Origin of the sequence: Streptomyces roseicoloratus (assembly GCF_004117935.1) — a bacterium.
Classification (GTDB): domain Bacteria; phylum Actinomycetota; class Actinomycetes; order Streptomycetales; family Streptomycetaceae; genus Streptomyces; species Streptomyces roseicoloratus.
The window spans coordinates 60408-85657 of the sequence record NZ_SDOY01000140.1; the positions used below are offsets into that span (position 1 = coordinate 60408).

The 25250-nt window shown below is 74.7% G+C and carries 18 protein-coding genes; 3 read left to right on the top strand and 15 right to left on the bottom strand.

The annotated features are described in order from the left end of the window. Positions 1 to 63: 63 nt before the first annotated feature. The 7 genes from ESG85_RS22130 to ESG85_RS22165 all read right to left on the bottom strand — a co-directional run bounded on the left by ESG85_RS22130 (position 64) and on the right by ESG85_RS22165 (position 11965). The gene (locus ESG85_RS22130) at positions 64 to 4956 is read right to left on the bottom strand and encodes a NaeI family type II restriction endonuclease (protein ID WP_128981937.1); all 4893 of its coding nucleotides are present in this window, start codon (positions 4954 to 4956) and stop codon (positions 64 to 66) included. Next, positions 4949 to 5893 (bottom strand): AAA family ATPase, encoded by a 945-nt coding sequence (locus ESG85_RS22135; protein WP_128981939.1) that lies wholly within the window; start codon positions 5891 to 5893, stop codon positions 4949 to 4951. The genes ESG85_RS22130 and ESG85_RS22135 overlap by 8 nt, the downstream gene beginning before the upstream one ends. After that, positions 5890 to 8055, bottom strand: a complete 2166-nt coding sequence (locus ESG85_RS22140; RefSeq protein WP_128981941.1) for a vWA-MoxR associated conflict system protein — start codon at positions 8053 to 8055, stop codon at positions 5890 to 5892. Before ESG85_RS22140 ends, ESG85_RS22135 begins: the two co-directional genes overlap by 4 nt. Further along, entirely contained in the window at positions 8052 to 9032 is a 981-nt protein-coding gene (locus ESG85_RS22145) for an alpha/beta hydrolase (RefSeq protein ID WP_128981943.1), read from the bottom strand. Before ESG85_RS22145 ends, ESG85_RS22140 begins: the two co-directional genes overlap by 4 nt. Positions 9033 to 9329: 297 nt before the next feature. Beyond that, on the bottom strand, positions 9330 to 10241 hold the full coding sequence (gene opcA / locus ESG85_RS22150) for a glucose-6-phosphate dehydrogenase assembly protein OpcA (protein ID WP_128981945.1): 912 nt from the start codon (positions 10239 to 10241) through the stop codon (positions 9330 to 9332). A gap of 178 nt (positions 10242 to 10419) precedes the next feature. Beyond that, complete coding sequence (locus tag ESG85_RS22160; protein WP_128981947.1) at positions 10420 to 11352, bottom strand: NADP-dependent oxidoreductase; 933 nt, start codon at positions 11350 to 11352, stop codon at positions 10420 to 10422. A 4-nt stretch (positions 11353 to 11356) separates the two neighbouring features. Beyond that, positions 11357 to 11965: a DoxX family protein gene (locus tag ESG85_RS22165; RefSeq protein ID WP_128981949.1), complete on the bottom strand. Its 609-nt coding sequence runs from the start codon at positions 11963 to 11965 to the stop codon at positions 11357 to 11359. 236 nt (positions 11966 to 12201) lie between these two features. On the opposite strand from ESG85_RS22165, the gene ESG85_RS22170 reads away from it, so the two are divergent. The 3 genes from ESG85_RS22170 to ESG85_RS22180 all read left to right on the top strand — a co-directional run bounded on the left by ESG85_RS22170 (position 12202) and on the right by ESG85_RS22180 (position 14109). Continuing rightward, positions 12202 to 12804, top strand: coding sequence for an HdeD family acid-resistance protein (locus tag ESG85_RS22170; RefSeq protein WP_128981951.1), 603 nt, complete (start codon positions 12202 to 12204; stop codon positions 12802 to 12804). A 192-nt stretch (positions 12805 to 12996) separates the two neighbouring features. After that, positions 12997 to 13419: a DUF350 domain-containing protein gene (locus ESG85_RS22175; protein ID WP_128981953.1), complete on the top strand. Its 423-nt coding sequence runs from the start codon at positions 12997 to 12999 to the stop codon at positions 13417 to 13419. A gap of 264 nt (positions 13420 to 13683) precedes the next feature. Beyond that, entirely contained in the window at positions 13684 to 14109 is a 426-nt protein-coding gene (locus tag ESG85_RS22180) for a DUF8189 domain-containing protein (protein ID WP_128981955.1), read from the top strand. A 155-nt stretch (positions 14110 to 14264) separates the two neighbouring features. Here ESG85_RS22180 and ESG85_RS22185 read toward each other — a convergent pair whose 3' ends face one another. From ESG85_RS22185 to ESG85_RS22220, 8 genes are all read right to left on the bottom strand, one after another. After that, entirely contained in the window at positions 14265 to 14738 is a 474-nt protein-coding gene (locus ESG85_RS22185) for a hypothetical protein (protein ID WP_128981957.1), read from the bottom strand. Next, positions 14735 to 16171 carry a WGR domain-containing protein gene (locus tag ESG85_RS22190; protein ID WP_128981959.1) on the bottom strand — a complete coding sequence of 479 codons (1437 nt, stop codon included), beginning with the start codon at positions 16169 to 16171 and terminating at the stop codon, positions 14735 to 14737. The genes ESG85_RS22185 and ESG85_RS22190 overlap by 4 nt, the downstream gene beginning before the upstream one ends. Positions 16172 to 16285: 114 nt before the next feature. Then, entirely contained in the window at positions 16286 to 17506 is a 1221-nt protein-coding gene (locus ESG85_RS22195; protein ID WP_128981961.1) for an ROK family transcriptional regulator, read from the bottom strand. Between the two features lie 269 nt (positions 17507 to 17775). Then, positions 17776 to 20823: an alpha-mannosidase gene (locus ESG85_RS22200; RefSeq protein WP_128981963.1), complete on the bottom strand. Its 3048-nt coding sequence runs from the start codon at positions 20821 to 20823 to the stop codon at positions 17776 to 17778. A 91-nt stretch (positions 20824 to 20914) separates the two neighbouring features. Beyond that, positions 20915 to 22159, bottom strand: a complete 1245-nt coding sequence (locus tag ESG85_RS22205) for a glycoside hydrolase 5 family protein (protein WP_128981965.1) — start codon at positions 22157 to 22159, stop codon at positions 20915 to 20917. 29 nt (positions 22160 to 22188) lie between these two features. Further along, positions 22189 to 23031 carry a carbohydrate ABC transporter permease gene (locus ESG85_RS22210; protein WP_128981967.1) on the bottom strand — a complete coding sequence of 281 codons (843 nt, stop codon included), beginning with the start codon at positions 23029 to 23031 and terminating at the stop codon, positions 22189 to 22191. A gap of 3 nt (positions 23032 to 23034) precedes the next feature. Beyond that, the gene (locus ESG85_RS22215) at positions 23035 to 23907 is read right to left on the bottom strand and encodes a carbohydrate ABC transporter permease (RefSeq protein ID WP_128981969.1); all 873 of its coding nucleotides are present in this window, start codon (positions 23905 to 23907) and stop codon (positions 23035 to 23037) included. A 14-nt stretch (positions 23908 to 23921) separates the two neighbouring features. After that, entirely contained in the window at positions 23922 to 25217 is a 1296-nt protein-coding gene (locus tag ESG85_RS22220; protein ID WP_219825211.1) for an ABC transporter substrate-binding protein, read from the bottom strand. Between the last annotated feature and the right edge of the window lie 33 nt (positions 25218 to 25250).

The window sequence follows — 25250 nt, forward strand, 5'->3', positions numbered from 1 at the left end:
CGTCGGGAAGATCCGGTGAGATCTCCGGTGAGTCGGACCGGCGGCTACCCGCGCCGGGCCGCGCTACTCCCGGCGCGCCCCTCCTTCTCGGTCGCTGGGCCGGGCGTCCCGGCGGACGCGCAGGCTCGGGAAGCCGGATGGGAGCGGCGTGCGGACGTCGTCCTCGCGGGCCACCACCCAGGCGGTCCCGTCGACGGTCACGGAGGGCCGGGCTCCGTGTGCGGAGCGGCGGAGGGCGAGCGGGGCGCTGACGTACGTGCCGGTCCTCGGTACGGGCAGACGCAGGGCCTCGGCCATCGCGCGGCCACGGGCGTTGCCCGTGAGGAGCAGGACGCCGTCCTCGCGCAGGGCGGCGCCCGCGCGCCGGATCACCGGATCGAGGACGCGGTCCCCGAGCCGGTCGTGGACGAGGGGGCGGAGGGCGGTGGCGGGCACGGGCCGGAACGGGACGCGGCGGAAGAGTTCGGCGACCCGGCCGACGTCGTCGGGCCCGGAGAGGACGGACCGGCGGTCCTCCGGGGCGAGGGTGAGGAGGACGTTCTCGGGGAGCGGCGCGTCGCGGTGCAGCCAGACGACGGCGCCCGCTGCCGGGGTCTGGTCCCCTCGGCCCCGTACCAGCCCGGCCGACCACCGGGCGCGCGCGTCGTCCGCGTACAGGAGCAGGGACAGCGCGCCGTCGGGCAGCCCGGCGGGCGCGGTGAGCGGACGGCCGGCCCCCGGCGACACGACGACCGCGAACGGAACGGCTCCCTGGGGCCGTTGCCATGTCAGACCGCCGGCGGGGCTCCCGGTGCGGTCCTCGGTACGCCGCAGGCGGAAGGGCGCGACGCCCGCGTCCAGGGCCCGCGCGATCTCGTCGGCGACGCGCAGGCGTTCCCGGTCCGTGAGCTCCTCCGGGTCGAAGCGTCCCGTGGCCCGTGGGTCGAGGACGGTGTCGAGGGCGTCCCGCAGGATTCCGGCGAGGGTCCGGCCCTCGGGGTCGATCTCGTTGAAGACCCGGGCGAGTCCGAGGAGTTCGGTGTCGTACGCGGAGAGGTCGACGGGCGGGGTGAGGACGACGCACACCACCTCGCCCGAGGCGCTGCGCACCTCGCGCGCCGTGAACTCCCGTACCGGCGCGTCCTCGTCCTCCCCGGCGGCGAGGTCCGCGTACGCCTCGGGCGAGGCGCACAGCACCACGTCGTCCGGGTAGTTGGCCCGTGCCTTGCCGAACTCGGCCGAGCGGAGCATCGTGCGCGTGTACTCGACGGCCACGTCGGTCGCGGGATCGGTGCCGTCCATCGGGCCCCGGTGGACGGCGAAGCGTACCGCGCCGCGCTCCAGGCGGGACGGCAGCCGCTCGGCGAGGGCCCGGACCAGCCGCGGGAGAGGGACGGAGCCGTCGACGAGCAGGACGAGTTCGTCGCCGAAGGGGTGGGACGTGAAGCGGTGGGGCCCGACGTCGTCGAGTTCGGCGAGGAGCGCCGTCACCGCCCGGCCGGGCCGGCTGTCGGGGGACGCCGCCTGGAGGGCGATCACGACGCGCTCGCGCGGGACGGAGGGTGCCGGTGGGGCGGGTGGGGCGGACGGCTCGCTCAGGGCGCGGATCAGCCCGCGGGCCTCGTCCCTGGTCGCCGGGTCGTCGTCGGGGCCGAGCAGCGCCAGGGCCTGCTCGGCCTCGGCGAGCGCCGCCTGAGGTCTGCTCAGGCGTGCGTACGTGTCCGCGGTCCTGAGGTGGACGCGGGCCCGCTCGACGGTGTGCGTGCGCGGCAGGGCCGCGAGCAGCCGCTGCTGCGTGGCGAGGCGTTCCGTGTGGTCGTCCATCAGGGCGAGGGCCTCTTCGCGGCACCGCAACGCGTCCCGGTACTCGGACGAGCGCGTCGCCTCGACGCCCTCGACGCTCTCGAGGCCCCGCAGTGCCGCGCTCGCCCAGCGGACGGCCTCCTGGGGCCGACTGGGGTCGTCCGCCAGGTCCAGCTGGGCCTGGAGGAGGCAGATCGGGCCGTACAGCCGCTCGTCGGTCTGCCGCACGCCGGCCGCCAGGTCGAGCAGGAGCTCACGCGCGTTCGCCGTGCTGCCCGTGTCGTGACGGAAGCGTGCCAGGGCGTACGTGCCCCGGACGGTGGCGGGTCCCGGCCGTTCCGCTTGGGTCGCCATCCGATGGATCACGGCGCGTACGAACGTCTTGCGGTACGGAGGGGAGGCCGCGTCGGGGACCAGCAGCAGCAACGTCTCGGTGTCGAGGCCCCACAGGCCGAGGGCGTTGGCGACGCGGACGTCGTAGCCGGTCGCCGGCGACGGCGGGATGCCGAGAAGGGACGGCAGGACGCTGTCGGGGTGCCGCTCGCGGTACCGCACCGCGGCGGCTTCCCGGTAGAAGCGCCCGATGTCGTCCCTGGCCCGTTCCCTGCGGTCCTCGTGCCCGTCGACCCCGGCCACCTCGTCGCCCACGACGGCGGGAAAGGCGTAACGGCCGCCGCGCGCGTGGTCCAGGAGACCCTGGCGGACCAGTTCGTCGAGTGTCCGGCGCGTCGCGGCGGGGTGTCCGGGCAGGACGGCGCAGGCCTCGTCGAAGGTGAACTCCCCGTACGTCACCTCCGCGAGACGGATCAGGGCCGGCGCGCGCCCGCCGTCGAGGCCCTCGTCGAGCCAGTGGCGGACGAGCTGCGTGGGATCGCCGACGCCCCGCTGCCCGGCGGCGAAGCGCGCCGCCGCGTCCGCGACGTACGGTTCGGCGGAGCCCATGGCCGCGCCGAGGATCCGCAGCGCGAGCGGCGACCAGGCACCGCTCGCGACCGGCTCTCCCGTGCTCGCGCCGGACGCCCGCAGCAGGTGGGAGGCGTCCTCGCCGGTCAGCGGCGGCACGTCGACCGTGGTCGCGGCCGACGGGTCCGTCACGCTCGTCCCGCGGCTGGTGACCAGGAGGCCGCATCCGTCCGGCAGCCCGGCCACGAGCGGGGCGAACACCGTCTCGTCGTCCACGTCGTCCAGCACCAGCAGGACGCGCCGGTCCCTCAGCGCGTCGAGGACGGCCCGGACGTACCCGTCCGGGCCGTCGACGGGGTCGTCGTCCGGAACGCGGGGAAGGGCACCGAGCTCGTCGAGCAGCCCGTACAGCACGCTCGTCACCGGCTCCGGGCGGGCGCCCGAGGACCCGAACGGCACGAAGAACGCTCCGTCGGCATAGTGCCCTCGCATCCGGTGGGCCACGGTCAGGGCCAGAGCCGTTCGGCCCGCGCCGGCGAAGGCGGGATCACCGGCGGTGATCCGGACCACCCGTGGTCCCTCCGCGTCGCTCAGGGCGCTGACCACCCGTCCGACCAGGGCGTCGTGGCCCACGTACGGCTCCGGCGCCGGCGGCAGGTGCGCCGTGCCGCGAGGCGGTGCCGCGTCCGGGTCGTCGGCCGGCTGGGGGTCCGGGGCCGTCTCGGGTTCGGCGAGGCCGAGCAGTTCCAGGGTGCGGCGTGACGCCCGGGCGAACGCCTCCTGCTCCGCGGCGAGCGTCCGCGGGCCCTGTCCGTCGTACGCGACCGACGGCAGCCGGGCGCGGCCGGCGCCGCGGTCGGCGATGTGGTCGTCGAGGGCCTGGTGGAGGGCCCACACCTCGTGGGCCGGGAGGTGTTCGCGCAGGACCTCGCGGGCCTCGGGCGGCAGCGTCAGCTCGACCGTGCCGCCGCCGTCCTCCGTGATCCCGAAGACGCCGCTGGTGACGGCCTCGGCCACGTCGGCCACCGTCGCGTCCGGGACGAGCCGGGCGCGCACGAGGTGCAGCAGGCGCAGGCTCAGCCGGTCGAAGGGGGCGCAGAGGACGGTGAGCCGGGCGGCGCGTGGGGAGGCGGTCCGCAGGAAGCGGCGGGTGAGTTCGGCCGGTGGCAGCGGGGCGGCCGGAGCGCGGGCGGGGCCGGTCGCGGGGCGGCCGGTGGGCGGGACGAGGACGGCGGTGCAGCCTTCCGGGTCGCCGCGCATCAGCGTGTCGGACCAGCGGCCGAGGGCGTGCGGGGTGAGGGAGAGGACGGGTACGGGGAGCCAGTCGCCGTCCGCTTCCGCCGTCCGGCTTCCCGGGGCCGTGAGCGGGGGTTCGACGGGGACGCGGCTGCGGTGGGTGCCGGGTGCGGCCGGGGTGAAGCGGGTGGTGGGCAGGTTGAGGCCGCCGTGCCGCCACAGCTTGGTGGGCAGCGGGTTGAGGAGGGCGGTGGGCTGGGCGCCGGCCCACCGCCGGAGCAGGTGCCAGACCTCGGGGCGGCGCCAGGCGCCGGCCATGCAGTCGGAGACCAGGACGACGAGCCGGCGGCCGTCGGCGGCGCGCAGCGGGCCGGGGGCGTGGGGTTCGCCGTCCGCGCCGAAGGTGAGGTCGGTGACCTGGAGGGTGCGGAAGGCACCGAGCCGGTCGAGGACGGCCGTGAACTCGGCGACGGTCTCGGCCCAGACCCGCATGCCGGGTGACCGGTCGACGACCAGGACCAGGTCGAACCAGCGCTCGGGCGCGGGCCTGAGCACCGGGATGAGTTCGCCACTGCGGGCGTAGCCGTCCACGGTGGCGTCGATGTCGAGGGTGCTGCCGCGACCTTCGGGCCAGCGCCGTTTCCAGGGGCGCAGGGCGCGGGTGAGCTCCAGGGCGCGCGGCAGGCCGCCGGTGTGGGGTGCGGCGACGGCCCGGCCGGGGACGGGGGTGGCGCTGCCGGGGAGGCGTTCGTGGAGGGGCCGGGTGGCGGCGGTGTCGTCGGCGGCCCGCGGGGGCTGCGGGGCGGTGGGCGGCGGCGCCGGGTCGTCGGGGGTGCTCGTGGTGGCCGGTTCGGGTGCCTCGCCCGGCCGGTCGCGGCCCGCGTCGGTGTCGTCCCCTGCGGGCCGGGGCGCGGCCCCGTCGGTGCCGGCGGCCCGGTGGGCGGCGAGCCACAGTGCTTCGGCGAGCGCGGTGCCGTCCAGTCCGGGGACGGCGGTGCGCAGCGCCGAGAGCAGCCGGGGCAGCGGTTCAGGCATGCGAGAGCTCGCGCAGGATCAGCTCCTCGACGGCCCGGCGGCGTGCCTCGTCGGGCGCGTCGGTGCCGGAGAGGAGGTGGACGGCGTTGAGGAGCTGGTCGACGGCGAGGCTCTCGCCCGCGCCGAGCCGGTCGAGGAAGGCGCGGACGAGCCGGCCGGCCTCCGGCGCCCCGGCGGTGTCCGCGCCCATGTGGGCCTCGACGATGCGCAGCAGGGTCTCCGGCGTGGGCAGGGGCATGGTGAAGCGGACGCAGCGGCGCAGGAAGGCGGCGGGGAAGTCGCGTTCGCCGTTGCTGGTCATGACGATGAACGGGAACTCGGTGCACTGCACCCGGCCGCGGTGGACGTCGTGGTGCTCGTCGCCCTGCCATTCGCGTACGGCGACGACGTCCGTGCCGTAGCGGGCGAGTTCGGGGATCTCGAACTCGCCGCGTTCGAGGACGTCGAGGAGGTCGCTGGGCAGGTCGAGGTCGCTCTTGTCGATCTCGTCGATGAGCAGGGCGCGGGGCCGGCCGGCGGGCAGCAGGGCGGTGCCGAGCGGGCCGAGGCGCAGGAAGGGCGCGATGTCGTCGCCGCCGGCCGCGCCCTGGAGGCGCTGGGCGTGGATGCGGCCGAGGGCGTCGTAGCGGTAGAGGGCGTCGGCGAGGCCGCTGCGGGAGGTGATGTGCCAGCGCAGCACGGTGCCGAGGTCGAGTTCGGCGGCGACCTGTTCGATCACCGTGGACTTGCCGGAGCCGGCGGGGCCGGTGAGGAGGAGCGGGCGGCGCAGGGCGAGGGCGGCGTTGACGGCCTCGACGAGCCCGGCCGGAGGGACGAACTGACGGTGCAGCGGGCGGCGCGGGAACTCGCGCCAGGGCGGGGCCGCGGGCAGCGGGACGCGGTCCTCGGCCGTGGCGGGCGGGTTGCCGTGGCCCGCGTAGAAGGGCTGCCAGGTCATGCGTGTTCCTCCGGGTGCTGTGCGTGGTCCTCGCGGTCGAACCAGGTGCAGAAGTCGAGCCACTCGGGTCCGTCCCAGACGGTGCGGAGGCCGGCGAGGTGATGGGTTCCGGCGGCGCCGCCGGGTGCGGGCCGCTGTTCTCCGGGGGCGGCGCAGGCGCTCCACTTCTCCCGGTAGGCGCGGCTGAACTCGCCGGGCAGCAGGTGCCAGTGGGCGTCGACGGAGCGCCGTACGGGGGCGGGCACGGGGTCGTCGGCCGCTCCGGCGGCGGGTTCGTCGCCGGGCCACAGCACGATGGGCGAGGAGGCGAGCAGGGTCTCCATCAGGCCTTCGAGCTGGGCGGGCCGGTGGGCGAGGGCGACGGCGCGGGTGCGGGGTGCGCTCATCAGACGGGCGCGCAGTTCGGCGGCGCGGCGGGTGTCGGCCTCGTCGAACCAGTCGACGCGGCTGCCTTCGTCGTGCGCGTCGATGGCCTTGAGGATGTCGCGGGCGTGGTCGTTGATCCAGAACAGGTGGTCGGGTGGCCGGATCCGGTCGCTCCAGCGCAGCACGACGTCGTACAGGGCGCCGAGCCGCATGCCGAACTCGGCCTCCTCGGGCCGCCAGCCGGCGAGCAGCGGGGCGGGGGCGGCGATCTCCACCCGGCGCAGCGGCGCGCCGAGGGTGCGGGCCTGCCGGGTTGCCCAGCGCAGGACGGCGACGAGGGCGCGTTCGGTTCCGGCGCGGTCCTGCGCGGTGCAGGGGAACTCCTCGCGGTGCCGGACGTTCCCGTCGTCCAGGAGCCACGCCTCGAGGGTTTCGGGCCATTCGTCGCCGATGGCGGAGTGGAGGCTGACGACGAGCCGGAGCCGGAGCTCGGTGGAGCGTTCGGCGAGCCGGGCGAAGGCGTCGTTGAGGTCGATCACCGCTCCGGTGTCCTTGGCCCAGGCCCGCAGGGCCGGATCCTGGGGGTCGACGCCGGTGTCCCGGGCGAGGTGGGTGACGAAGCCGGCGAGCGGGGCGGTACGGCTCCGTCCGGCGCGCGGGGCGCGTAGCAGCAGGTGCTCGACGGCGTCGCGGAGGAGTGCCGCCCCGGTGGAGTCGGGGAGCGCGGCGGCCGGCGCGGCCGGGGCCTCGGTGCCGACGGCGGCGAGGGCGCGGCGCAGGAGGGGGGTGGTGAGGTCCGCGCCGGGCCAGGTGTCGAACAGGGTGAGGGTGCGGGCGGCGTCGCGCAGGGCGTCGAGGACGCCGCGCGCCCAGTGGCGTGCGGGACCGGGCAGTTCGGGCAGGCGGGCCCGGAGGGCGTCCAGGTCGCTCGGGTGGAGCAGGGAGTCGGCGAGGGCGCCGCCGGCCGGTGGCAGGTCCACGGGGTCACCGCTCGGGCCCGGGTGGGGCAACGACCGGAAGGCGCGGGCGAGTTCGGCGCGGGCGACCGGTCCGAGCGGGGAACCGGCGCCGGCGGTGGCGTGGCGGGCGTTGCGGGCGAGCCACAGCGGCCCGGTCGCGAACGCGGCGCCGTCGTAGTCGACGTAGTGGACGTTCTGGCCGATGGCCCCGCCGTCCTGCCGTACGGCCTGGGCCACGGCCGCGCCGGTCAGGGTTTCCCCCGCGTCCGCGACGCCGTCCTGGAGCACCTTGACGACGGTGGTGGTGAACCGCAGCGCGTAGGCCTCTTCGTCGGCGGCCGCGCCCATGAGCAGGGAGAGGCGGGTGTCGCCGCGCCGGATGCCGTGGGCGAGGGACGGCAGGTCGGGCAGGGCGTTGCCGGCGTGGCAGGTGTCGACGAGGGCGACGAGTCCGTCGAGGCCGGTGGTGTCGAGGAGGCCGCCGAGCAGGGAGCCGACGTCGACGGCGCTGAGCGGGTCCTCGGCGCGCGAGTCCTCCGCCATGTAGGAGAGCTGGGTGCCGGAGGCCATCCCGTGGCCGAGGAAGGCGAGGACGAGGACCGCCCCGGCCTCGGCGGCGGTGCGGCCGGCCCGCCGTACGGCCTTCTCGACGGCTTCCTGGGTGAGGCCGGGGCCGTACAGCAGGGTCGGGCCGTGCGCCGGGTCCTTGGCGCAGGCGCCGGCCCACGGCGAGGTGAGGGTGTCGTGCAGGGCGCGGGCCGCGGGTTCGAGGCCGTCGAGCATGCCGAGGTCGGGGCACTGGGCCCCGATCACCAGCACGTGCCGCGGTGCGCTCATCGCTCCGTGAGGGTGGTGAGCGCTTCGACGAGCGGTCCGGCGACGGCGGGCTGCGCCAGGTACTTGGCGGCCGGGTGCACCCAGGCGCCGTCGGAGTCGACGCGGCGGCTGGCGGGGACGACGGCGGCGGCGTTCGGCCGGACGACGTCCTCCAGGCGGGGCCGGGCGGCCACGAGGTCGTCGCGGTCCCAGAAGTTGAGCCAGCGTCCGACGGCGGCGGGCGTGCCGAGCGGGTGCGGACGGACCCGGGGCAGGACGGCGGTGCGGATGCCGAGCGGGGAGCCGAGGGTGACGAACAGCGGTACGTCGACGGGGTGTTCGTGCAGGGTTTCCAGGGCGACGACGGTGCCGAGCGAGTGGGCGACGACGATGTTGGGCCCTTCGGGGTCGAGGCTCTCGGCGACCCGGGCGCGGATGCGCTGGTCGAGGGTGGTGTCGCCGTCCGGTTCGCCGCGGTTGAGGTAGCGGGCGACCTGGCCGAGCATGCCCGCGGTGACGCGGGCGGTGAGCCGGCCGCCGAGCGCGCGCAGTCCCGGTACGGCGAGCAGGCTGGTGACGGCGTTGACGACGCGCCGGGCGGGGGCGCCCGCGCCCTGCGCGCCGGCGGGCGGGGCGAGCCGGACGCGGGCGGCGCGCAGCGCCCGGTGCTCGGCGGGGTCCGGCGGTGACGGGTCGGCGAGCCGTGCGTCGACGGCTTCGAGGAGCAGCGCGGCGAGCAGTTCGTCGTCCGGTTCCCGCGTGGCTCCGGCGGGTCCGGCGGGGGTGGCGCCGCCGCCCTGGGCACCGGCGGTACGGAACAGGTCGCCGTAGTACGCGAACCGGGCGTCGGCCGCCCAGCCGCCGGTGAGGCCCGAGACGCTGGCGGAGTGGCCGGCCGCGCGGGCGCCCGCGGCGACCGCGCGCAGCCATTCGTCCCGTTCGGCGGCGGCGTCGCGGGGAGCGCCGATGCCGTGGACGAAGACCAGGCGAGGCTTCATTGCTCCCCCGTTCGACGTGGTGTTCCGGGTGATCCTGACCGGTGCGGCGGTGCGGGAGCAAGCCGCTTCCGGCGGACCGTCAGGTCTCGGCCATTCTCGGCCAACTCGGGGGCTCACCTGGCGAGATGTCGACGGTCCGGTACGGGCCCCCGGCCGGGCCGGCGTCCCGTACCGGGCCGGGACGCCGGCCGGGGCCGTCAGGTGCGCGCCTGCCCGCCCCTCCCCTTGAAGACGGCTCGTTCCCCGAGCCCGCCCTCCCGTCCGGCCCGCGGACGGGGTGAGCGGGACGAACTCCCGCTACCGCCCGTACCGGAGGGCGGCCGCGTACGCCTCGTCCGGGTCGAGGCGGCGGAGTTCCTCGGCGATGAGCTCGGCGGTGGTGCGGACCTTGAGGGCCATCACGCGGGTCGGCTGGCCCGGGATGGACAGCCGGGCCACCGGGCCCTCGGGGCGGTCGATGCGGATCTCGCCGTCGGGCGTGCCCATGCGGACGGCGGTGACGACGGGTCCGTCGGTGACGACCCGCTCCACCGGGACGTCGAGCCGGTCGCCGAACCAGCGGGCGAGGAGCTCCGCGCTGGGGTTCTCCGCCTCGCTCTCGACGGCGGCCGTGGTCACCGACGTCCCGGCCTGGTCGAGCGCGGCGGCCAGCAGGGAGCGCCAGGGCGTGAGCCTGGTCCAGGCGAGGTCGGTGTCGCCCGGCGCGTACGAGGCGGCGCGGACCGCGAGCGCGCCGATCGGGTCGTCGACGGCGTACGTGTCGGTGATGCGGCGCTGGGCCAGGGATCCCAGCGGGTCCTCGGAGGGCACCTCGGGTGCGTCGACCGGCCACCAGACGACGACGGGCGCGTCGGGCAGCAGCAGCGGGAGCACGACGGAGTCGGCGCGGCGGGCCACTTCGCCGTGCAGCCGCAGCAGCACCGTCTCGCCCGCGCCCGCGTCGGTGCCCACCCGCACCTCGGCGTCGAGCCGGGGCACGCTGCGGGCGCGCGGGGAGCGGGCGTGCCGCTTGATGACGACGAGGGTGCGTGAAGGGTGCTCGCGCGCGGCCTCGTTGGCGGCCTTGACCGAGTCGTACGCGTTCTCCTCGTCGGTGACGATGACGAGGGTGAGGACCATGCCGACGGCGGGCGTGCCGGCGGCGCGGCGGGCCGACAGGATCGCCTTGTTGACCTTGCTGGAGTTGGTGTCCGTGAGATCGATCTTCATGACCGGCACCGGCCCCTTCCGTCGCGTCCTTCACGCCCGTCGCGTCCTTCACGCCCGTCGCGTTCGTCGCACTCGTCGCGTCCGTCGCGTGCCCGCATGCGCGGCCCCCCTGCATCTTTCCCCGTAGCACCGGATCGGCTCCTGGTGTTCCCGGTGTTCCCGCACAGTATTCAGGTCCTCAGGACCCGTCGCCGACCGAGAGCACCAGCTTTCCCCGTGTGTGGCCTTCGCTGTTGAGGCGCCAGGCCTCCGCCGCCTCCCGCAGCGGCAGCACCTTCTCGACGAAGACAGTGAGCCGGCCCTCGTCGGCGAGTGCGGCGAGCGTCGTGAGGCCGGCGCCGTCGGGCCGTACCCAGACGTGGTGGCCGCCGAGGGCCGCGGCGCGGTGGTCGGTGATCGAGGCGAGCCGGTCGGGCGAACGCAGCAGGTCGACGGAGACGTCGACGGCCTCGCCGCCGACGAAGTCGAGCGCGGCGTCGACGCCGTCGGGCGCCAGCTCCCGCACCCGGTCGGCGAGCCCGGGGCCGTACGCGACGGGTTCGGCGCCGAGGTCGCGCAGGAACGCGTGGTTGGCGGGGCTCGCGGTGCCGATGACCCGGGCGCCGCGGGCGGTCAGGATCTGCACGGCGAGCGAACCCACGCCGCCGGCCGCGGCGTGCACCAGGACGGTGTCCCCGGCGCCCGCCCGGACCCGGTCGGCGGACTGCAGGGCGGTGAGTCCGGCCAGCGGGAGGCCCGCGGCCTGGGCCCAGCTGAGCGTGCGCGGCTTGCGGGCGAGCATGCGGACCGCGACGGCGACCTGCTCCGCGTAACCGCCGTGCTCGGCGCTGTCCTTGCGGATGTAGCCCATGACCTCGTCGCCGGGTGCGAACTCGGTGGAGTCGAGGCCGTTGCGGGCGACGACTCCGGCGACGTCCCAGCCGGGGATCATCGGGAAGTGGGACACCATGATGGGGTCGAGCCCGCCGGCCGCGAGCTTCCAGTCCACCGGGTTGACGCCGGCGGCGGCGACGTGGACCAGGACCTCGCCCGGGGCGACCCTGGGTTCGGGGAGCTCCGTCAGGATGAGGGCGTCGGCGCCGCCGTACTGCGGCATGACCATGGCCTTCACGGGGTCAGCTCTCCCTCTCGCGGGCACTGGTGTGCTCGGGCTCCGGTTCGTCGTCGGCGTCGGCCTGACCGGAGGACTCGCCGGCGGAGCCGGCCTCGGACTGCGGGGCGGCGATGGTCTCGGCCCGGCGGCCGACGACGGCCGCGGCGGCGAGCGCCGTGCCGATGAAGGCGGTGGCGACCACCCAGGGCCGGTCGAGGACGTGCCCGGTGGCGTGGTCGAGCGAGAGCCGGCCGGCGCCGGTGACGCCGATGGCGGCGGCGGTGAATCCGAGGAAGGCGGGGTACTCGTAGCCGCCGCTCATGGCGAAGAAGCCGGACGGGGCGTGCACGGAGACGGCACCGGCCATGGCGCCCGCCGCGGCGGCGCCGGCCGCGGGCGTCGCGAGGCCGAGGGCGAGCAGGACGCCGCCGCCCGCCTCGCCCAGACCGGCGGCGACGGCGCTCTGCCGGCCCGGGTGGAAGCCCATGGCCTCCATCGCCTGGGTGGTGCCCTCGATCCCGCCCCCGCCGAACCAGCCGAAGAGCTTCTGCGCGCCGTGCGCGGCGAGTACGGCGCCGGTGCCGACCCGGAGGACGAGCAGCCCGAGGTCGCGTCGGTTGAATGCGGTCATGTCGGTCTCCGTTGCGGATACGGGTGCGGCGGGTGCGCGCGCCCTGCACAGTCGCTCTCCACTCTGCGCCGGACCACGGCTCCGTCCGATGCGCTGATCGCCCATACAGGTCATCTTTTGCGGCGTTCGTCCCGTCCTGCTTGAGTGAGAGCGCCGTCGGCGGCCCCCGGAAGGGCCACCGGAGGAATCGCGCCCGTCCGGCTCCGAGGGCGCGCCGAGAGGAGTGGAGCAAGACCATGTCGCAGACTCATGACCGTCCGGCGCGCGAGGACGTGCCGGCCGGACCGCTCGGCCTGCTGGCCGGCATGGCCTGGCAGGCGCTGCTGGTCGCCGGTGTCGTCTCGCTGGTCCTGGGCGTGCTCGTGCTGGCGTGGCCCAAGGCGACGCTGACCATCGTCGGTGTGCTCTTCGGCCTGTATCTGCTCGTCAGCGGTGTGCTGCAGCTCGTCGCCGCGTTCGGCACGCATGCGCAGACCTCGCTGCGGGTGATGGCGTTCATCAGCGGCGCGCTGGGGATCCTGCTCGGTCTGTTCTGTTTCCGGGGTGCCACGCAGTCGATCCTGCTGCTCGCGCTGTGGGTCGGCATCGGCTGGCTGTTCCGCGGGATCACCCAGACCGTGGCGGCGGCATCGGATCCGGACATGCCCGCCCGCGGCTGGCAGATCTGTCTGGGCGTCATCAGCACGCTGGCCGGTGTGGTGCTGATCGTCTCGCCGCTGGAGTCGGTGCGCGTGCTGACGGTGCTCGCCGGGATCTGGCTGCTCGTGGTGGGTGTGTCGGAGATCGCCACCGCCTTCGTGGTCCGCTCGCGGGCCAAGCAGATCCCGGCGGGCCTCTGAAGGCGGGCGAGGGCCTCGCGCCCTCCTGAGCGGGTTGTCGGGGTGCCGTGCCCGGTCCGGTCGGCGCCTGCGTCCGCCCGGGCGGCCGGCGTGCTCGCGCCCCGCCGACCAGGGCCGACCGGCCCTGCGCTACATTTTGCCGGTCCTTGACCGCGATCACTCACGATCACTTCCTTCCGGAGCCGGCATCCCATGAGCGACATCGTCAACGGCCTCGGCCGGACCACCGCGTACGGCGCCCTCGGCGTCGTCCTGCTGATCCTCGGCATCGTCCTCGTCGACATCCTGACGCCCGGCAAGCTCGGCCGGCAGATCTGGCAGGAGCGCAACCGCAACGCGTCCATCCTGCTCAGCTCGGCCCTGCTCGGCATAGGCGGCATCGTCTTCACGGCGATCTGGACGACGTACGACGACTTCGCCAAGGGCCTGCTGTCCACCGCCGCGTTCGGTCTGCTCGGCCTCGTGCTGATGGCGGTCGCCTTCCTGGTGGTCGACCTCGTCACGCCCGGCAAACTGGGCGCGACCCTGGTCGACCCGGAGCCGCACCCTGCGGTGTGGGTGACGGCGTCGTGCAACCTGGCCGTGGCGGCGATCGTCTCCGCGTCGATCGCCTGACGGCTTCCCTGTTCCCGGGCTCCTGTGCCGGAATCCGTCCGCCCGGCCGGTCGGCGCGCGGGGTGCGGCGGCGGGGTGCGGCGGGGTGCGGCGGGGTGCGGCGACGGCTTGTTAGCGGGGCGTTAGGCGTTCGTTGGCGGCCGCTGGAAGGCTCTTCCACGCCGGGCGGCCCGCACGGCGTCCGTCTCCACCCCCCATGGGGCCGGGGCCGAGCGGGCGACCCGGCATCCACCGGAAGACGAGTGACCACAAGGAGTCACCCCCATGGGTTTATCCATCGTCCGCGCCACCGCCCTCGCGGCCACCACCCTCGCCCTGTCCGGCGCCGCCTTCGCCGGTGTGGCCTCGGCCGCCCCGGCGCAGGGACCGGCCTCGGCGGCCGCGGCCCACTGCAGTGTGTCCGGCCTCGGCGGTGCCTACATCTGTGAGTACGGGGAGGCCTGGCACACCTTCCCGAACGGGACGCGGCAGGTGTTCGTCGTCGGCACCGACTTCGCGGTGTGGACCCGCTTCAACAACACGGCCGGCACCTGGTCCAGCTGGCAGTCGTTGGGCGGCACGGTCCGCAGCGGTGTGTGGGTCGACGGCTCCGGCACGTGGAACCCCACGATCTCCGTCGTGGGCATGGACGGCGAGCGCTGGTTCCGCCACCGTCTGAGCAGCGGCAGCTGGACCGCCTGGCAGAGCTGACCGCTCCCGAAGACACCGGGCGGGAGGGGTGACGCCTCTCCTCCGCTCCCCTCCCGCCGGGGTGGCACCGACCGTGAGGCGCGCAGGCCGTTCCCGGCCTGCGCGCCTCACGCGTTTCCCACCGCCGCGCGGCAGTCCCCGGAGGGGAAGGTCTCTCAGGGGATGTCCGGGCCGACCGGCTCGACCTCCAGGAAGCGGTGACGGCGCGGGCCCTTGTAGAGGAGCGCGTCCCAGCCGAAGCGCTCCAGGGCGGCGGCGCAGGCACGGAGGGCCGCTTCCTCCTCCTGGGCGGCGCCCGACCCCGGCGGGCCGAGCCATGCGACCACCGCGGTGCCGGGGCGCTCGCCCGCTGCCACCCGGTAGCCGGTGGCGACCCGGGTGCCGGAGGCGTCCAGGGCCGAGGGCGGCCGGCCGGCCGCCTCCAGGAGCAGCGCCACCGCCCGTACCGGCTGCCGGCGCTCCCAGTCGGCCGGCCGGGCCGCCGGATCGCCTCCCCCGCCGCCGGCGGTCACGCGCCGGATCTGGAGCAGCCCGTCGAGCGCCGCCCGCACCTCGCGCGAGCGCTGCTCCGCCTCGAGGTCCGGCAGCGGCGGCCCGTCCCCGGTGGCCGCCGCGAAGGCGCCGCTCACAGCAGTCGCCTGATGTCGCCGCGGACCCGGTAGAAGCCGCCGGACGCCGGGTGCAGGGCGTCGACGACATAGCGGGCGCCGGGCTCCCGGATGGCGCGGGGGAACTGCACGTTCCACCCGGGCTCGTAGCCCGCGGTCACCACGTGGACCCGCATCCGGCCGCCATCCTGAACGCACTCCACGACCACCGAGCCGGCCGGGACGGTGCTGACCGCGTCGACGGCGGCGACCGTGGTCGCCGGGGCGTACGTGGGCAGCGCCGCGGCCAGCTTGACGTCCTGGGCGACCGGGACGGTGCCCTGCTGGGCGGCGGCGATGGCCGCCTCGCTCGCGTCCACGCAGAGCAGCGAGCCGTCCGTGGTCACGAGGTAGAGGCGCTCGTCGCGGTACTGCATGGAGAGCGCCGAGCCGCCGCCCGTGCCCAGCTTCCACAGCCGGGTGCCGTCCTCGGCGAAGCAGTAGACGGACGAGGCGCTGTCGCCGGCGAAGACGAAGCGGCCGCCGGGCGAGGTGGCGCACGAGTACACCACGCTGTCGCAGGCGTAGACGGCCTCGGTCCTGCCGTCCTTCTTGGCGAGGCGGTGCACCTTCCTGCGGCCGGTGCCCGCGTACACCGCGGTGTCCTCCTGCCAGCCGAACAGCACGCCGCCCTCGGTGCCGGTGTGCCAGAGCTCGCGTCCGCCGTCGGGGGTGTGGGCGGTGACGCCCCGGCTGTCGCCGTAGTACACGGCGTCGGCGTCGGCGCGCACCATCCAGGCGTGTTCGCCGCGGCCGCCCCGGGACCACTGGTGCTCGTCCTCGTGGTCGATGACGGTGAGCCGGCCCGAGCGGTCGGCGACGTTGAGCACGCCCTCGTGGATGTCGAGCCAGAAGATGTCGACGTCGGCGGCGATGTCGTAGGCGGCGAAGGGCAGCTTGGAGGACAGGTCGTACACCCGGCCGTCGTCGCAGCCCGCGTAGATCCAGAAGTCGTCGGCGACCAGGCACTTGACGCCGTCGGGCAGGCTGTAGCGGGCCAGGACCTCGCCGGTGTGGCCGAGGGTGAAGACCTCGCCGGCCTGGTTGCCGACCCAGCAGCGCTCGTCGTCGACGTGGATGCCGAAGGCCGCGGAGCCGGTGCGGAAGCGCCACAGCACGGGCGCGACGGCGCGGGCCGTGGACGGCGCGGAGGTGACGGCGCGCCGGGTGACCGAGCGGGGCGCTCGCTGTCCCTGGACCGCCGGCGCGTACCCCTTGCGGACCTTCTCGCCTATCTTCTTGGCTGCCGCGGCCTGGGCCTTCTCGGCCGTCGGGAAGGTCGAGGTCTGGGTCTGTCCGGCCGCGCCGATCCGTCCGTAACGGACCGACACCACCGTGCCCTGCACCGTCACTTCGTAGAACTTGTGCGCGCCGCCGCCGTCCTGCGACAGCTCCAGATAGGTCTTCGTCGTCATGTCCTGAACGGTAGGGGCTGCCACTGACAACGGGCCGGTGACGAGCCGGTCCCGGAGGTCCGCGGCAGTCGGCCGGCCCGCCCGCGGGGTCGGCCCGGACGGGCGGAGCCGGCGTCAGCCGCCGTACGCCAGCGGGTCGGCGAGGATGTCGCGGAGCACCAGGGCCGCCGCGCCCCGGGCGGCGTCGGCGGTACCGGCGGCGGCGCGCAGCCGGCCCCTCGCCGGGGTCCAGAGTCCGGAGACCACGCGGCCGGCGAGTTCGGCCTCGGCGGCGGGGGCGATCCAGGGCATGAGGCGCGGATAGATCCCGCCGAGGACGACGGCCTGCGGGTCGAGCAGGTTCACCGCGCCGGACACGGCGACGCCGAGCATCCGGCCGGCCTGGTCGAGCGCGGCGACCGTGCGCGGTTCGCCCTCCTCGGCGCGCCGGACGAGGGCGTCGATCCCGCTCGCCCCGGCGGCGCGCAGCAGGGCCGACTGGCCGGCGTAGCGCTCCAGGCAGCCGTGGGAGCCGCAGCGGCAGCGGAGTCCGTCGGGCACGACGGTGAGGTGGCCGATCTCGCCCGCGAAGCCGTGGGCGCCGCGCAGCAGTTCGCCGTCGAGGACGATCGCTCCGCCGACGCCGATCTCGCCGGTGACGTGCAGGAAGCTGCGGATGCCGCCGAGGTCGCCGAACCACAGCTCGGCGAGGGCGGCGACGTTGGCCTCGTTGTCGGAGGCGACGGGCAGGGCGGGGGCTCCGGCGGGCCGGGCGGCGCCCAGCGCGCGGGCGAAGAGGACGTCGGCGTCGACCCGGTTCCAGCCCAGGTTGGGCGCCTGCTGGACGGTGCCGCCGGAGACCAGTCCGGGCAGGGCGAGCCGTACGCCGGTGGGCCGCAGGTTCCGCTCGGCGGCCTCGGCGAGCACGTCGGCGGTGAGGCCGGCCGCGCGGCGCAGCACCTCGACGGGTGCGAGGGCACGGTTGTCGAGCCGGACGGTGCGGCGGATCCGGTCGGTCCCGCCGAGGTCGGCGACGCACACGCTCACGTAGTCGACGTTGAGCTCGACGCCGAGACCGGCGGGTCCGGTGTCCGCGGGCTTGAGGACGGTGCCGGGGCGGCCGGCCTGGCCGCTGAAGGTCTTGCCGGACTCGACGAGCAGTCCGCTCTCCAGGAGCTGTTCGACGAGCGAGGACACGGCGGCGCGGGTGAGCCCGACGCGGGCCGCGACCGCGGCGCGGGTCGTCTCGCCCGCCTCGTGCACGGTGCGCAGCACAAGGCTCAGGTTGTGCCGGCGTACGCCCGCCTTGTCGGCCTTGTCGGCCCGGGGCTCCGGAGTGTCCTTGCGGGTGTTCATCGTGCGCAGAGCCTAACCGCAGGGGTGGTGGAACGGCCCGGTCAGGTGCTACGGGGCCACGAAGAGGCGGGGGAAGCGGAGGCCGAGCCGGGGTCTGCGGCCCCGGGCGAGTGCCCGGCCGGTGGCCACGACGGGCACCGGGTCGACGCGCCCGAGGGCCCTCCGGCAGCACGCCCGTGTCTCCCCCGGCCCCGCCGCCCCGATGGTCGGGGCGCGAGGGCGGGGGGTGGTCCCGGCACCTGCCCAGGGCCGGGACCACCCGTTCCGCCTCACGCCCGGGCGAGCCGCAGCGTGAGGAGCTGGAAGGGGCGCAGCTCGACGAGGACGCCGTCGTCGTCGACCGCCGCGTCCTCGTCGTCGCGGGGCCGCTCCAGGAGGTCGCAGCGCCGGACGGTGGCGAGGGCGAAGCCGGCGGTGAGGCGGGTGCGGGCGCGGGCGCCCCGCGACTCGTAGAGGCGGACGACGACGTCGCCGCTGCCGTCGTCGGCGAGCTTGACGGCGCTGAGGACCACGGCCTCGTCGCCGACGGTCACCAGGGGCGGCACGTCGGCGCCGCCGGGGACCCGCCGCTCGGGGAGGTTGATGCGGTAGCCCTCGCGCACCGCGTCGGCCACGCCCGCGCCGGGCACGAGGGCGTGCCGGAAGCGGTGGAGGCCCTGGTCGGTGTGCGGGTCAGGGAAGCGGGGGGCGCGCAGCAGGGAGACCCGTACGGTGGTGGTCGTGCCGCCGTCGTCCGGCCGTACGGTACGGGTGACGTCGTGGCCGTACGTGGAGGCGGTGACGAGGGAGACGCCCCAGCCGGGTTCCTCGACGTGCACGAACCTGTGGTTGCAGGCCTCGAACTTGGCCGCCTCCCAGCTGGTGTTGGTGTGGGTGGGGCGGTGGAGATGCCCGAACTGCGTCTCGGCGGCGTAGCGGTCGGTGTGCAGGTCGAGCGGGAAGGCGGCCTTGAGGAACTTCTCCGTCTCGTGCCAGTCCACCTCGGTGCCGAGGTCGACGCGCTTGGCGCCCGCGGTGAGGGTCAGGGTCTGGACGGCGGTCGACGTGCCGAAGGAGCGGGTGACGCGCACGCACGCGGTGTCCGGGGTGTCGACGGCGACGGTCACCTCGTCGGCTTCGGTGAGGTCGGTGACGGTGTTGCGGTAGAAGCGGTCGACGTCCCAGGCGTCCCACATGTTGGGGAAGTCGGGGTGCAGCTGGAGGAGGTTGGCGGCGGCGCCCGGGGCGAGGGCCTCACGACCGGTGTCGAGGTCGACGAGGGAGACGAGCAGCCCGCGGCCGTCGACGGCGGCCCGCAGCAGGCCGTTGTCGAGGACGAAGCCGCCGTCGTCGCGGGGCCGGACGGCGCAGCGGCGGGGCGCGGCGGGCAGCGTGTCGGCGCGGCGGGCGCCGCCCGCGGGGACGCCGGCGTCCGAGGTGTGCGGGGCGCTGTTGAAGACGACCTCGGCGCCGTCCCGCGCGGGTGTGCCGGCGAGGGCGCGCTGGGCGCGTTCGACGATCCCGCCGAGTTCCCCGGCCACGGCCGCGTAGGTGCGTTCGGCCTCGCGGTGCACCCAGGCGATGGAGGAGCCGGGCAGGATGTCGTGGAACTGGTGCAGCAGCACCGTCTTCCAGATGCGGTCCAACTCGGCGTATGGGTAGGGCAGTCCGGTGTGCACGGCGGCGGTGGCGGACCACAGCTCTGCCTCGCGCAGCAGGTTCTCGCTCGCCCGGTTGCCCTGCTTGGTGCGCGCCTGGCTGGTGAGTGTCGCGCGGTGCAGTTCCAGGTACAACTCCCCCACCCACACCGGTGGTTCGGGGTATTCGGCCTGCGCCTTGGCGAAGAACTCGGCGGGCCGCTCCCAGCGGACCGTCGCCGAGCCCTCCAGGTCACGCAGCCTGGCCGCCTTGGCGATCATCTCACGGGTGGTGCCGCCGCCGCCGTCGCCCCAGCCGGTCGGCGCGAGGGAGTGGCGGGCGCGGCCCTTGTCCTTGAAGTTGCGTACGGCGTGGGCGATCTCCTTGCCCCGCATGGAGCAGTTGTAGGTGTCGATCGGCGGGAAGTGGGTGAAGATCCGGGTGCCGTCGACGCCCTCCCACCAGAAGGTGTGGTGCGGGAAGGAGTTGACCTGGCTCCAGGAGATCTTCTGCGTCAGCAGCCACTTCGAGCCGGCCTCCTTGATGATCTGCGGGAGCCCGCCGGCGAAGCCGAACGTGTCGGGCAGCCAGGCCTCCTGGTTCTCGATGCCGAACTCGTCGAGGAAGAACCGCTTGCCGTGCACGAACTGACGGGCCATCGCCTCGGACGAGGGCATGTTGGTGTCGGACTCCACCCACATGCCGCCGGCCGGGACGAAGCGGCCCTCGGCGACGGCCTTCTTCACCCGGGCGTAGACCTCCGGCCGGTGCTCCTTGATCCAGGCGTACTGCTGGGCCTGGGACATGGCGTAGACGAAGTCGGGTTCGTCCTCGAGGAGCGCGGTCATGTTGGCGGTGGTACGGGCCACCTTGCGGACGGTCTCGCGCAGCGGCCACAGCCAGGCCGAGTCGATGTGGGCGTGGCCGACGGCGCTGATGCGGTGCGCGGAGGGCTCGGCGGGCGAGGCGAGGACGCCCGCGAGCTCGGCGCGGGCCGCGGCGGCGGTGCCGTTGACGTCCTGGAGGTCGACCGCGTCGAGGGCGCGCTCCACCGCGCGCAGGATGTCCCAGCGGCGGGCGCCTTCGACCGGCAGCTCCGCCATCAGCTCGCCCAGCACCTCCAGGTCGTTGACGAGCTCCCAGACCGTCTCGTCGAAGACCGCGAGGTCGAGCCGGGCGAGCCGGTACTGCGGGCGGTCGCCCGCGGTGTCCTTGCCGCCGAGGTCGGTGGGCAGGAAGGGGTGGTAGTCGAGGATCACCGGGTTCGACGCGGCCTCGACGTGCAGCAGCACCTCCTCGCCGCCGGCCGCCGGGGCGGCGATCCGCACCCACTGGTTGCGGGGGTGGAGGCCCTTCACCGGCGTGCCGTCGGGGCGGTAGACGAGGCCCTCGCACTGGAAGCCGGGCATGTTGGCGTCGAAGCCGAGGTCGATCAGGGCCTCGACGGTGCGGCCGGCCCACTCCTCCGGCACCGTGCCGGACACGGTGAGCCAGCTCGTGCCCCAGGGCGCGCCCCAGGCGTCGCCGACGGCGATCGGGGTGCGGGGGGCGGCGAGGCCCTCGGCGACCGGGACGGGTTCGCCGGGGGCGGTCCAGATGCCGGCGTCCAGGGGCACGGAGACGGGGTGGACGGCGGGGCGGATGCGTTCGTCGAGGACGCGCTTGAGGCGGGACTCGGTGAGGGTGCGGTCGTCGTGCATGCGGGGTGCTCCCTGGGTGGGCGGGATGGGGGTGGGGCGGCGAGCGTGCGTGCCGGGCGCCGCCGGGCAGACGGGACTTTCGACGCACGCCCTAACCGAGGTCGTCCAGGGTGACGAGTTCGGTGATGCCGCGGGCCGTCAGGTACGGCTTGTCCGTGGTGTGGGTCGACAGGATCGTCGTCGGGCGCGCGCCGTCCGCCGCGAGGCGCATGAAGGCGTCGAACCAGCGGCCTCCCGGGGCGCAGTCCGAACGCTCGGGGCCGTGCTCCGGCAGGTCGAGGACCAGGGCCGTCGTGCGGGGAGGTGCGGGGGCGTGGCTTTCCGCTGCCACGGCCGCCAGGGTCGTGGCCGTGGGTTTGGGGTGGCGGTCCGTGGTCAGCAGGCCCAGGGTGTACTCGAGTTCCGGGAAGTCCGCCAGCGCGCGGTCGACGTCGTGGGAGCACCACCATGTGATACCCCACAGGTCGGGGCAGTCGAGCGCGGCGGTGACGGTCGTCCGGGTGAACGCGGCCGCCTGCCCGGGCGGTACGTGCGGGGCGGGTGCGCCGACCTCCTGGAGCCAGACCGGGCGGTGGGGGTCCTGGGCCCAGGCCTTGGAGAGTTCGATCAGGTACGCGGCGTGCTGCCCGGCGGCGAAGGAGTCGCCGCCGTACTGCTGCGCGGTGCCGTTGAAGACCCAGGAGTGGACGGCGGTGGCGCCGCCGATGCGGGCGGCGTGTGCGGGGGTGAAGGGGTGGTCGTCGCGGTACCAGGCGGCGTCGTACGCGGCGTGCAGGTGGAGCCTGCCGGGTGCGCCGTCCTCGCAGGCGGCGAGCATGCGGCGCAGCCAGCTCGCGGCCCGGTCGGGGGTGACGCGGTCGGGGTCGGGGTGGGGGTCGCCGGAGAACTGGTCGAACTCGTTGCCGACGGTCATGCCGAGGAAGTTCGGCCGGTCGGCGAGGGAGGCGGCGAGGGTGCGCAGGTAGGTGGCCTGGCCGTCGAGGACCTCGGGGTCGGTGAAGAGGTTGCGCCGGTGCCAGGTCCGGGTCCAGGACGGCAGGAAGTCGAAGCTGGAGAGGTGTCCCTGGAGGCCGTCCACCGCGACGTCGAGGGCGAACTCGGCGGCCGCGTCCACCAGTCGGCCCAGCTGGTCGAGGGCCTGGGGCCGGATCAGGGTGCGGTTGGGCTGGAAGAGCGGCCAGAGCGGGAAGGCGCGGATGTGGTCGAGGCCGAGGGCGGCGACGGAGTCCAGGTCGGCGCGGATCGCCTCGAGGTCGAAGTCGAGCCAGTGGTGGAACCAGCCCTGGCTGGGGGTGTAGTTGACGCCGAAGCGTGGAGTGGTCCTGTGGTTCGTCATGGGTTCCTCCGGGGATGGGGTTCCTCCGGTCATCCCTTGATCGCGCCTTCCTCGACTCCCTTGAAGAAGAAGCGCTGGAGCGCCGCGAACACCGCCACGACCGGCAGGAAGGCGATCATGGTGCCGGCGGCGATCAGGCGGGGGTTGGCCGAGAAGGTGCCGTCGAGGTACTGGAGGCCGACCGTGAGGGTGTAGCGGCCGGGGTCGTCGAGGACGATCAGCGGCCACAGGAAGTCGTCCCAGGCGGCGATGAACGTGAAGATCACCACGACGCTCAGCATGCCCCGGACGTTGGGCAGGCCCACGTGCACGAGCCGTTGCCACGCGTTCGCCCCGTCGACGAGCGCGGCGGCGTCGAGCTCGGGCGGTACCGCGCGGAAGGCGGTGTACATGAGCAGCACGTTGAGCATGCCGATCGCGCCGGGCAGGGCGACGCCGAGGAGGGTGTCGGTGAGGCCGAGGCTGCGGACCGTCACGTACTGGGAGACGATCGTGACCTCGCCGGGCAGCACCAGCGTGGCGGCGAACAGGCCGAACGCGAGCCGGGCGCCCCTGAAGCGGAGCCGGGCGAGCGCGAAGCCGGCGAGGGTCGCGCCGACGGCGTTCCCGGCGACCGCGATGCCCGCGACGACCAGCGAGTTGGCGGCGTAGGTCCACACCGGGATGGTGTCGGCGACCTGCGCGTAATTGGCGAGTGTGGGTGCGTCGGGCAGGAAGGACGGGGTGCGGGACCAGATGTCGTCGTCCGGTCCCTTGAGCGAGGTGGACAGCTGCCACAGGAAGGGGCCGATGGTGAGGAGCAGGACGAGGAGCAGCAGCAGGTAGCGCACCGTCCTCTCGCCGGCGCGCGGCGCGCGGCCCGGGGTGGTCATGGGTCAGGCCGCCTTCCGGTTGAGCCGGGCGAGGACGAGCATCGGTCCGACGGTGAGGACGAAGAGCAGGATGCTGAGGGCGGAGGCGTAGCCGATGTGTCCGGTGAAGCCGCGGCTGTACATCTGGATCAGCATGACCACCGACATGTCACGCCCGCCCGGGCCGCCGGTGCCGTTGGACAGTACGTGGAGCTCGGAGAAGATCCGCAGCGCGGAGACCGAGACGAGGACCGAGATCAGCAGCATCGCGGGGCGGACGCCGGGCAGGGTGACGTGCCAGAACCGGCGGGTGGCGGAGGCGCCGTCGACGGCGGCGGCCTCATGGAGCTCGCGGCCGACGTTCCCGAGCGCGGACAGGTAGATGACCATGTAGTACCCGAGGCCCTTCCACACCGTGAGGGCGATGGCGCTGAAGAGGAGCAGCCAGCGGTCGGTGAGGAAGGAGACGGGCCGGTCGGCCAGGCCGAGCTGGTGGAGCAGGCCGTTGAGGAGGCCGCGGTCGTCGAGGACCCAGCCCCAGACGAGGCCGACGACGACGGCGGACGCCACGACCGGGGTGTAGAAGGCGGTGCGGAAGAAGGTGATGCCGGGCAGCCTCTTCTCGACGAGGAGCGCCAGCAGCAGCGGCAGCAGGGTGAGCAGGGGCAGGCAGACGAGGAGGTAGACGACGCTGTTGACCAGGGCGTCGGTCAGCTGTTCGTCGTCGAGGGCCCGTCGGTAGTTCTCCAGGCCGGTGAAGTGTCCGCCGCCCAGCGGCCGGGCGTTGGTGAAGGACAGGATCACCGTGTTGACCGCGGGCCACAGGTTGAACACGGCGAGCCAGACCAGTGCGGGACCGGCGAGCAGCCAGGGCGTGAACCAGCGCCGGTGGGTCATGGGATGCCTTTCGTTCAGTCCTTCAGCAGTTGGTTGGCGCGGGCGACCGCCGTGTCCAGGGCCTCCTTCGAGGAGGTCTGGCCGCTGACGGCGAGGGCGATCTGCTGGTTGATCAGGGTCTTGACGGCGTCGTTGGCCTGGACCGGTTCGAGGACGCGCGCGGAGGCGAGGGAGCGGAAGGCGGTGACCTTGGCGTCGCCCGCGTTGCTGCCGTCGCTCTTGCCGAAGAAGGGGTCGGAGGCGGAGGCGGTGGTGGACGGGAAGATGCTGGTCTGGCGGGCGAAGGCGGCCTGGTTCTCCGCGTTGGTGACCCAGCGGGCCAGCGCGAGGGCGGCGGCCGGGTTCCTCGTGTTCTTCGGGACGGACAGGCCCTGGACGTAGAGCGGCGGGGTGCCCATGGCGGGCGAGGAGACCACCTTGGGGGCCAGGGTCGGGTTGTCGACGGCGAGGCTGGTGATGTAGTTGGCGCCGGCGGTGGTCCAGGCGGCGGTGCCGGAGGCGAACAGCTTGGTGTTGCCCGCGTAGGTCTCGGTGAGCACGTCCTCGGGCAGCAGGCCCTCCGCGAAGGCGGCGCGGTAGGTGTCGAGGACGGCGGCGGCCTCGGGGGTGTTGAAGGTGAAGGTCCTGCCGTCGGCGGACATGACCGGCACACCGGCGTTGGCGAGGTCGACGAGGTTGGGCTTGCGGCTCATCAGGTAGGTCCGGCCGCCGGACTTCTCCTTCACGGTACGGGCGGCCCTGACCAGCTCGTCGAGCGTGGTCGGCGGCTTCTTCGGGTCGAGTCCGAAGCGGGTGAGCAGCTCGCCGTTCCAGTAGTTGACGTCGGTGTTGAGGTACCAGGGGTAGCCGTAGGTGCCGTCGTGGCCGGGGAAGCGGTAGGCGTCGAGACCGCCCTTGACGTAGTCGGCGGCGGCCGCGGGGTCGGACTTCCCGATGTCGAGCAGCAGGTTCTGCTTCACCAGGGGCAGCGCGAAGTCCGGCGGCAGGTTGACGACGTCGGGAAGGGTGCCGCCGGCGGCCTGGCCGAGGACCTTCTCCGAGTAGCCCTCGCCCGGCTGGTCGAGCCATTCGACCTCGACGCCCGGGTGCTTCTTCTCGAAGCCGGCGATCACCCCTTCCACGTAGGCGGTGAACTTGGGCTTGAGCGCCCAGGTCTGGAGCGAGACCTTGCCCTTGACCTCGCCGCCGGTGCCGACGGGGCCCGGCGTGCCGGAGTCCTCGGCGCCGCCGAGGCCGCAGCCGGCGAGGGTCAGGGCGGCCAGGACGGCGGCGGTCCACCGGACCGGCCGGCTCCTTCGGATGTGTCGCACGAGGGCGTCTCCTTGCTCGGATCGTCGCGGGGG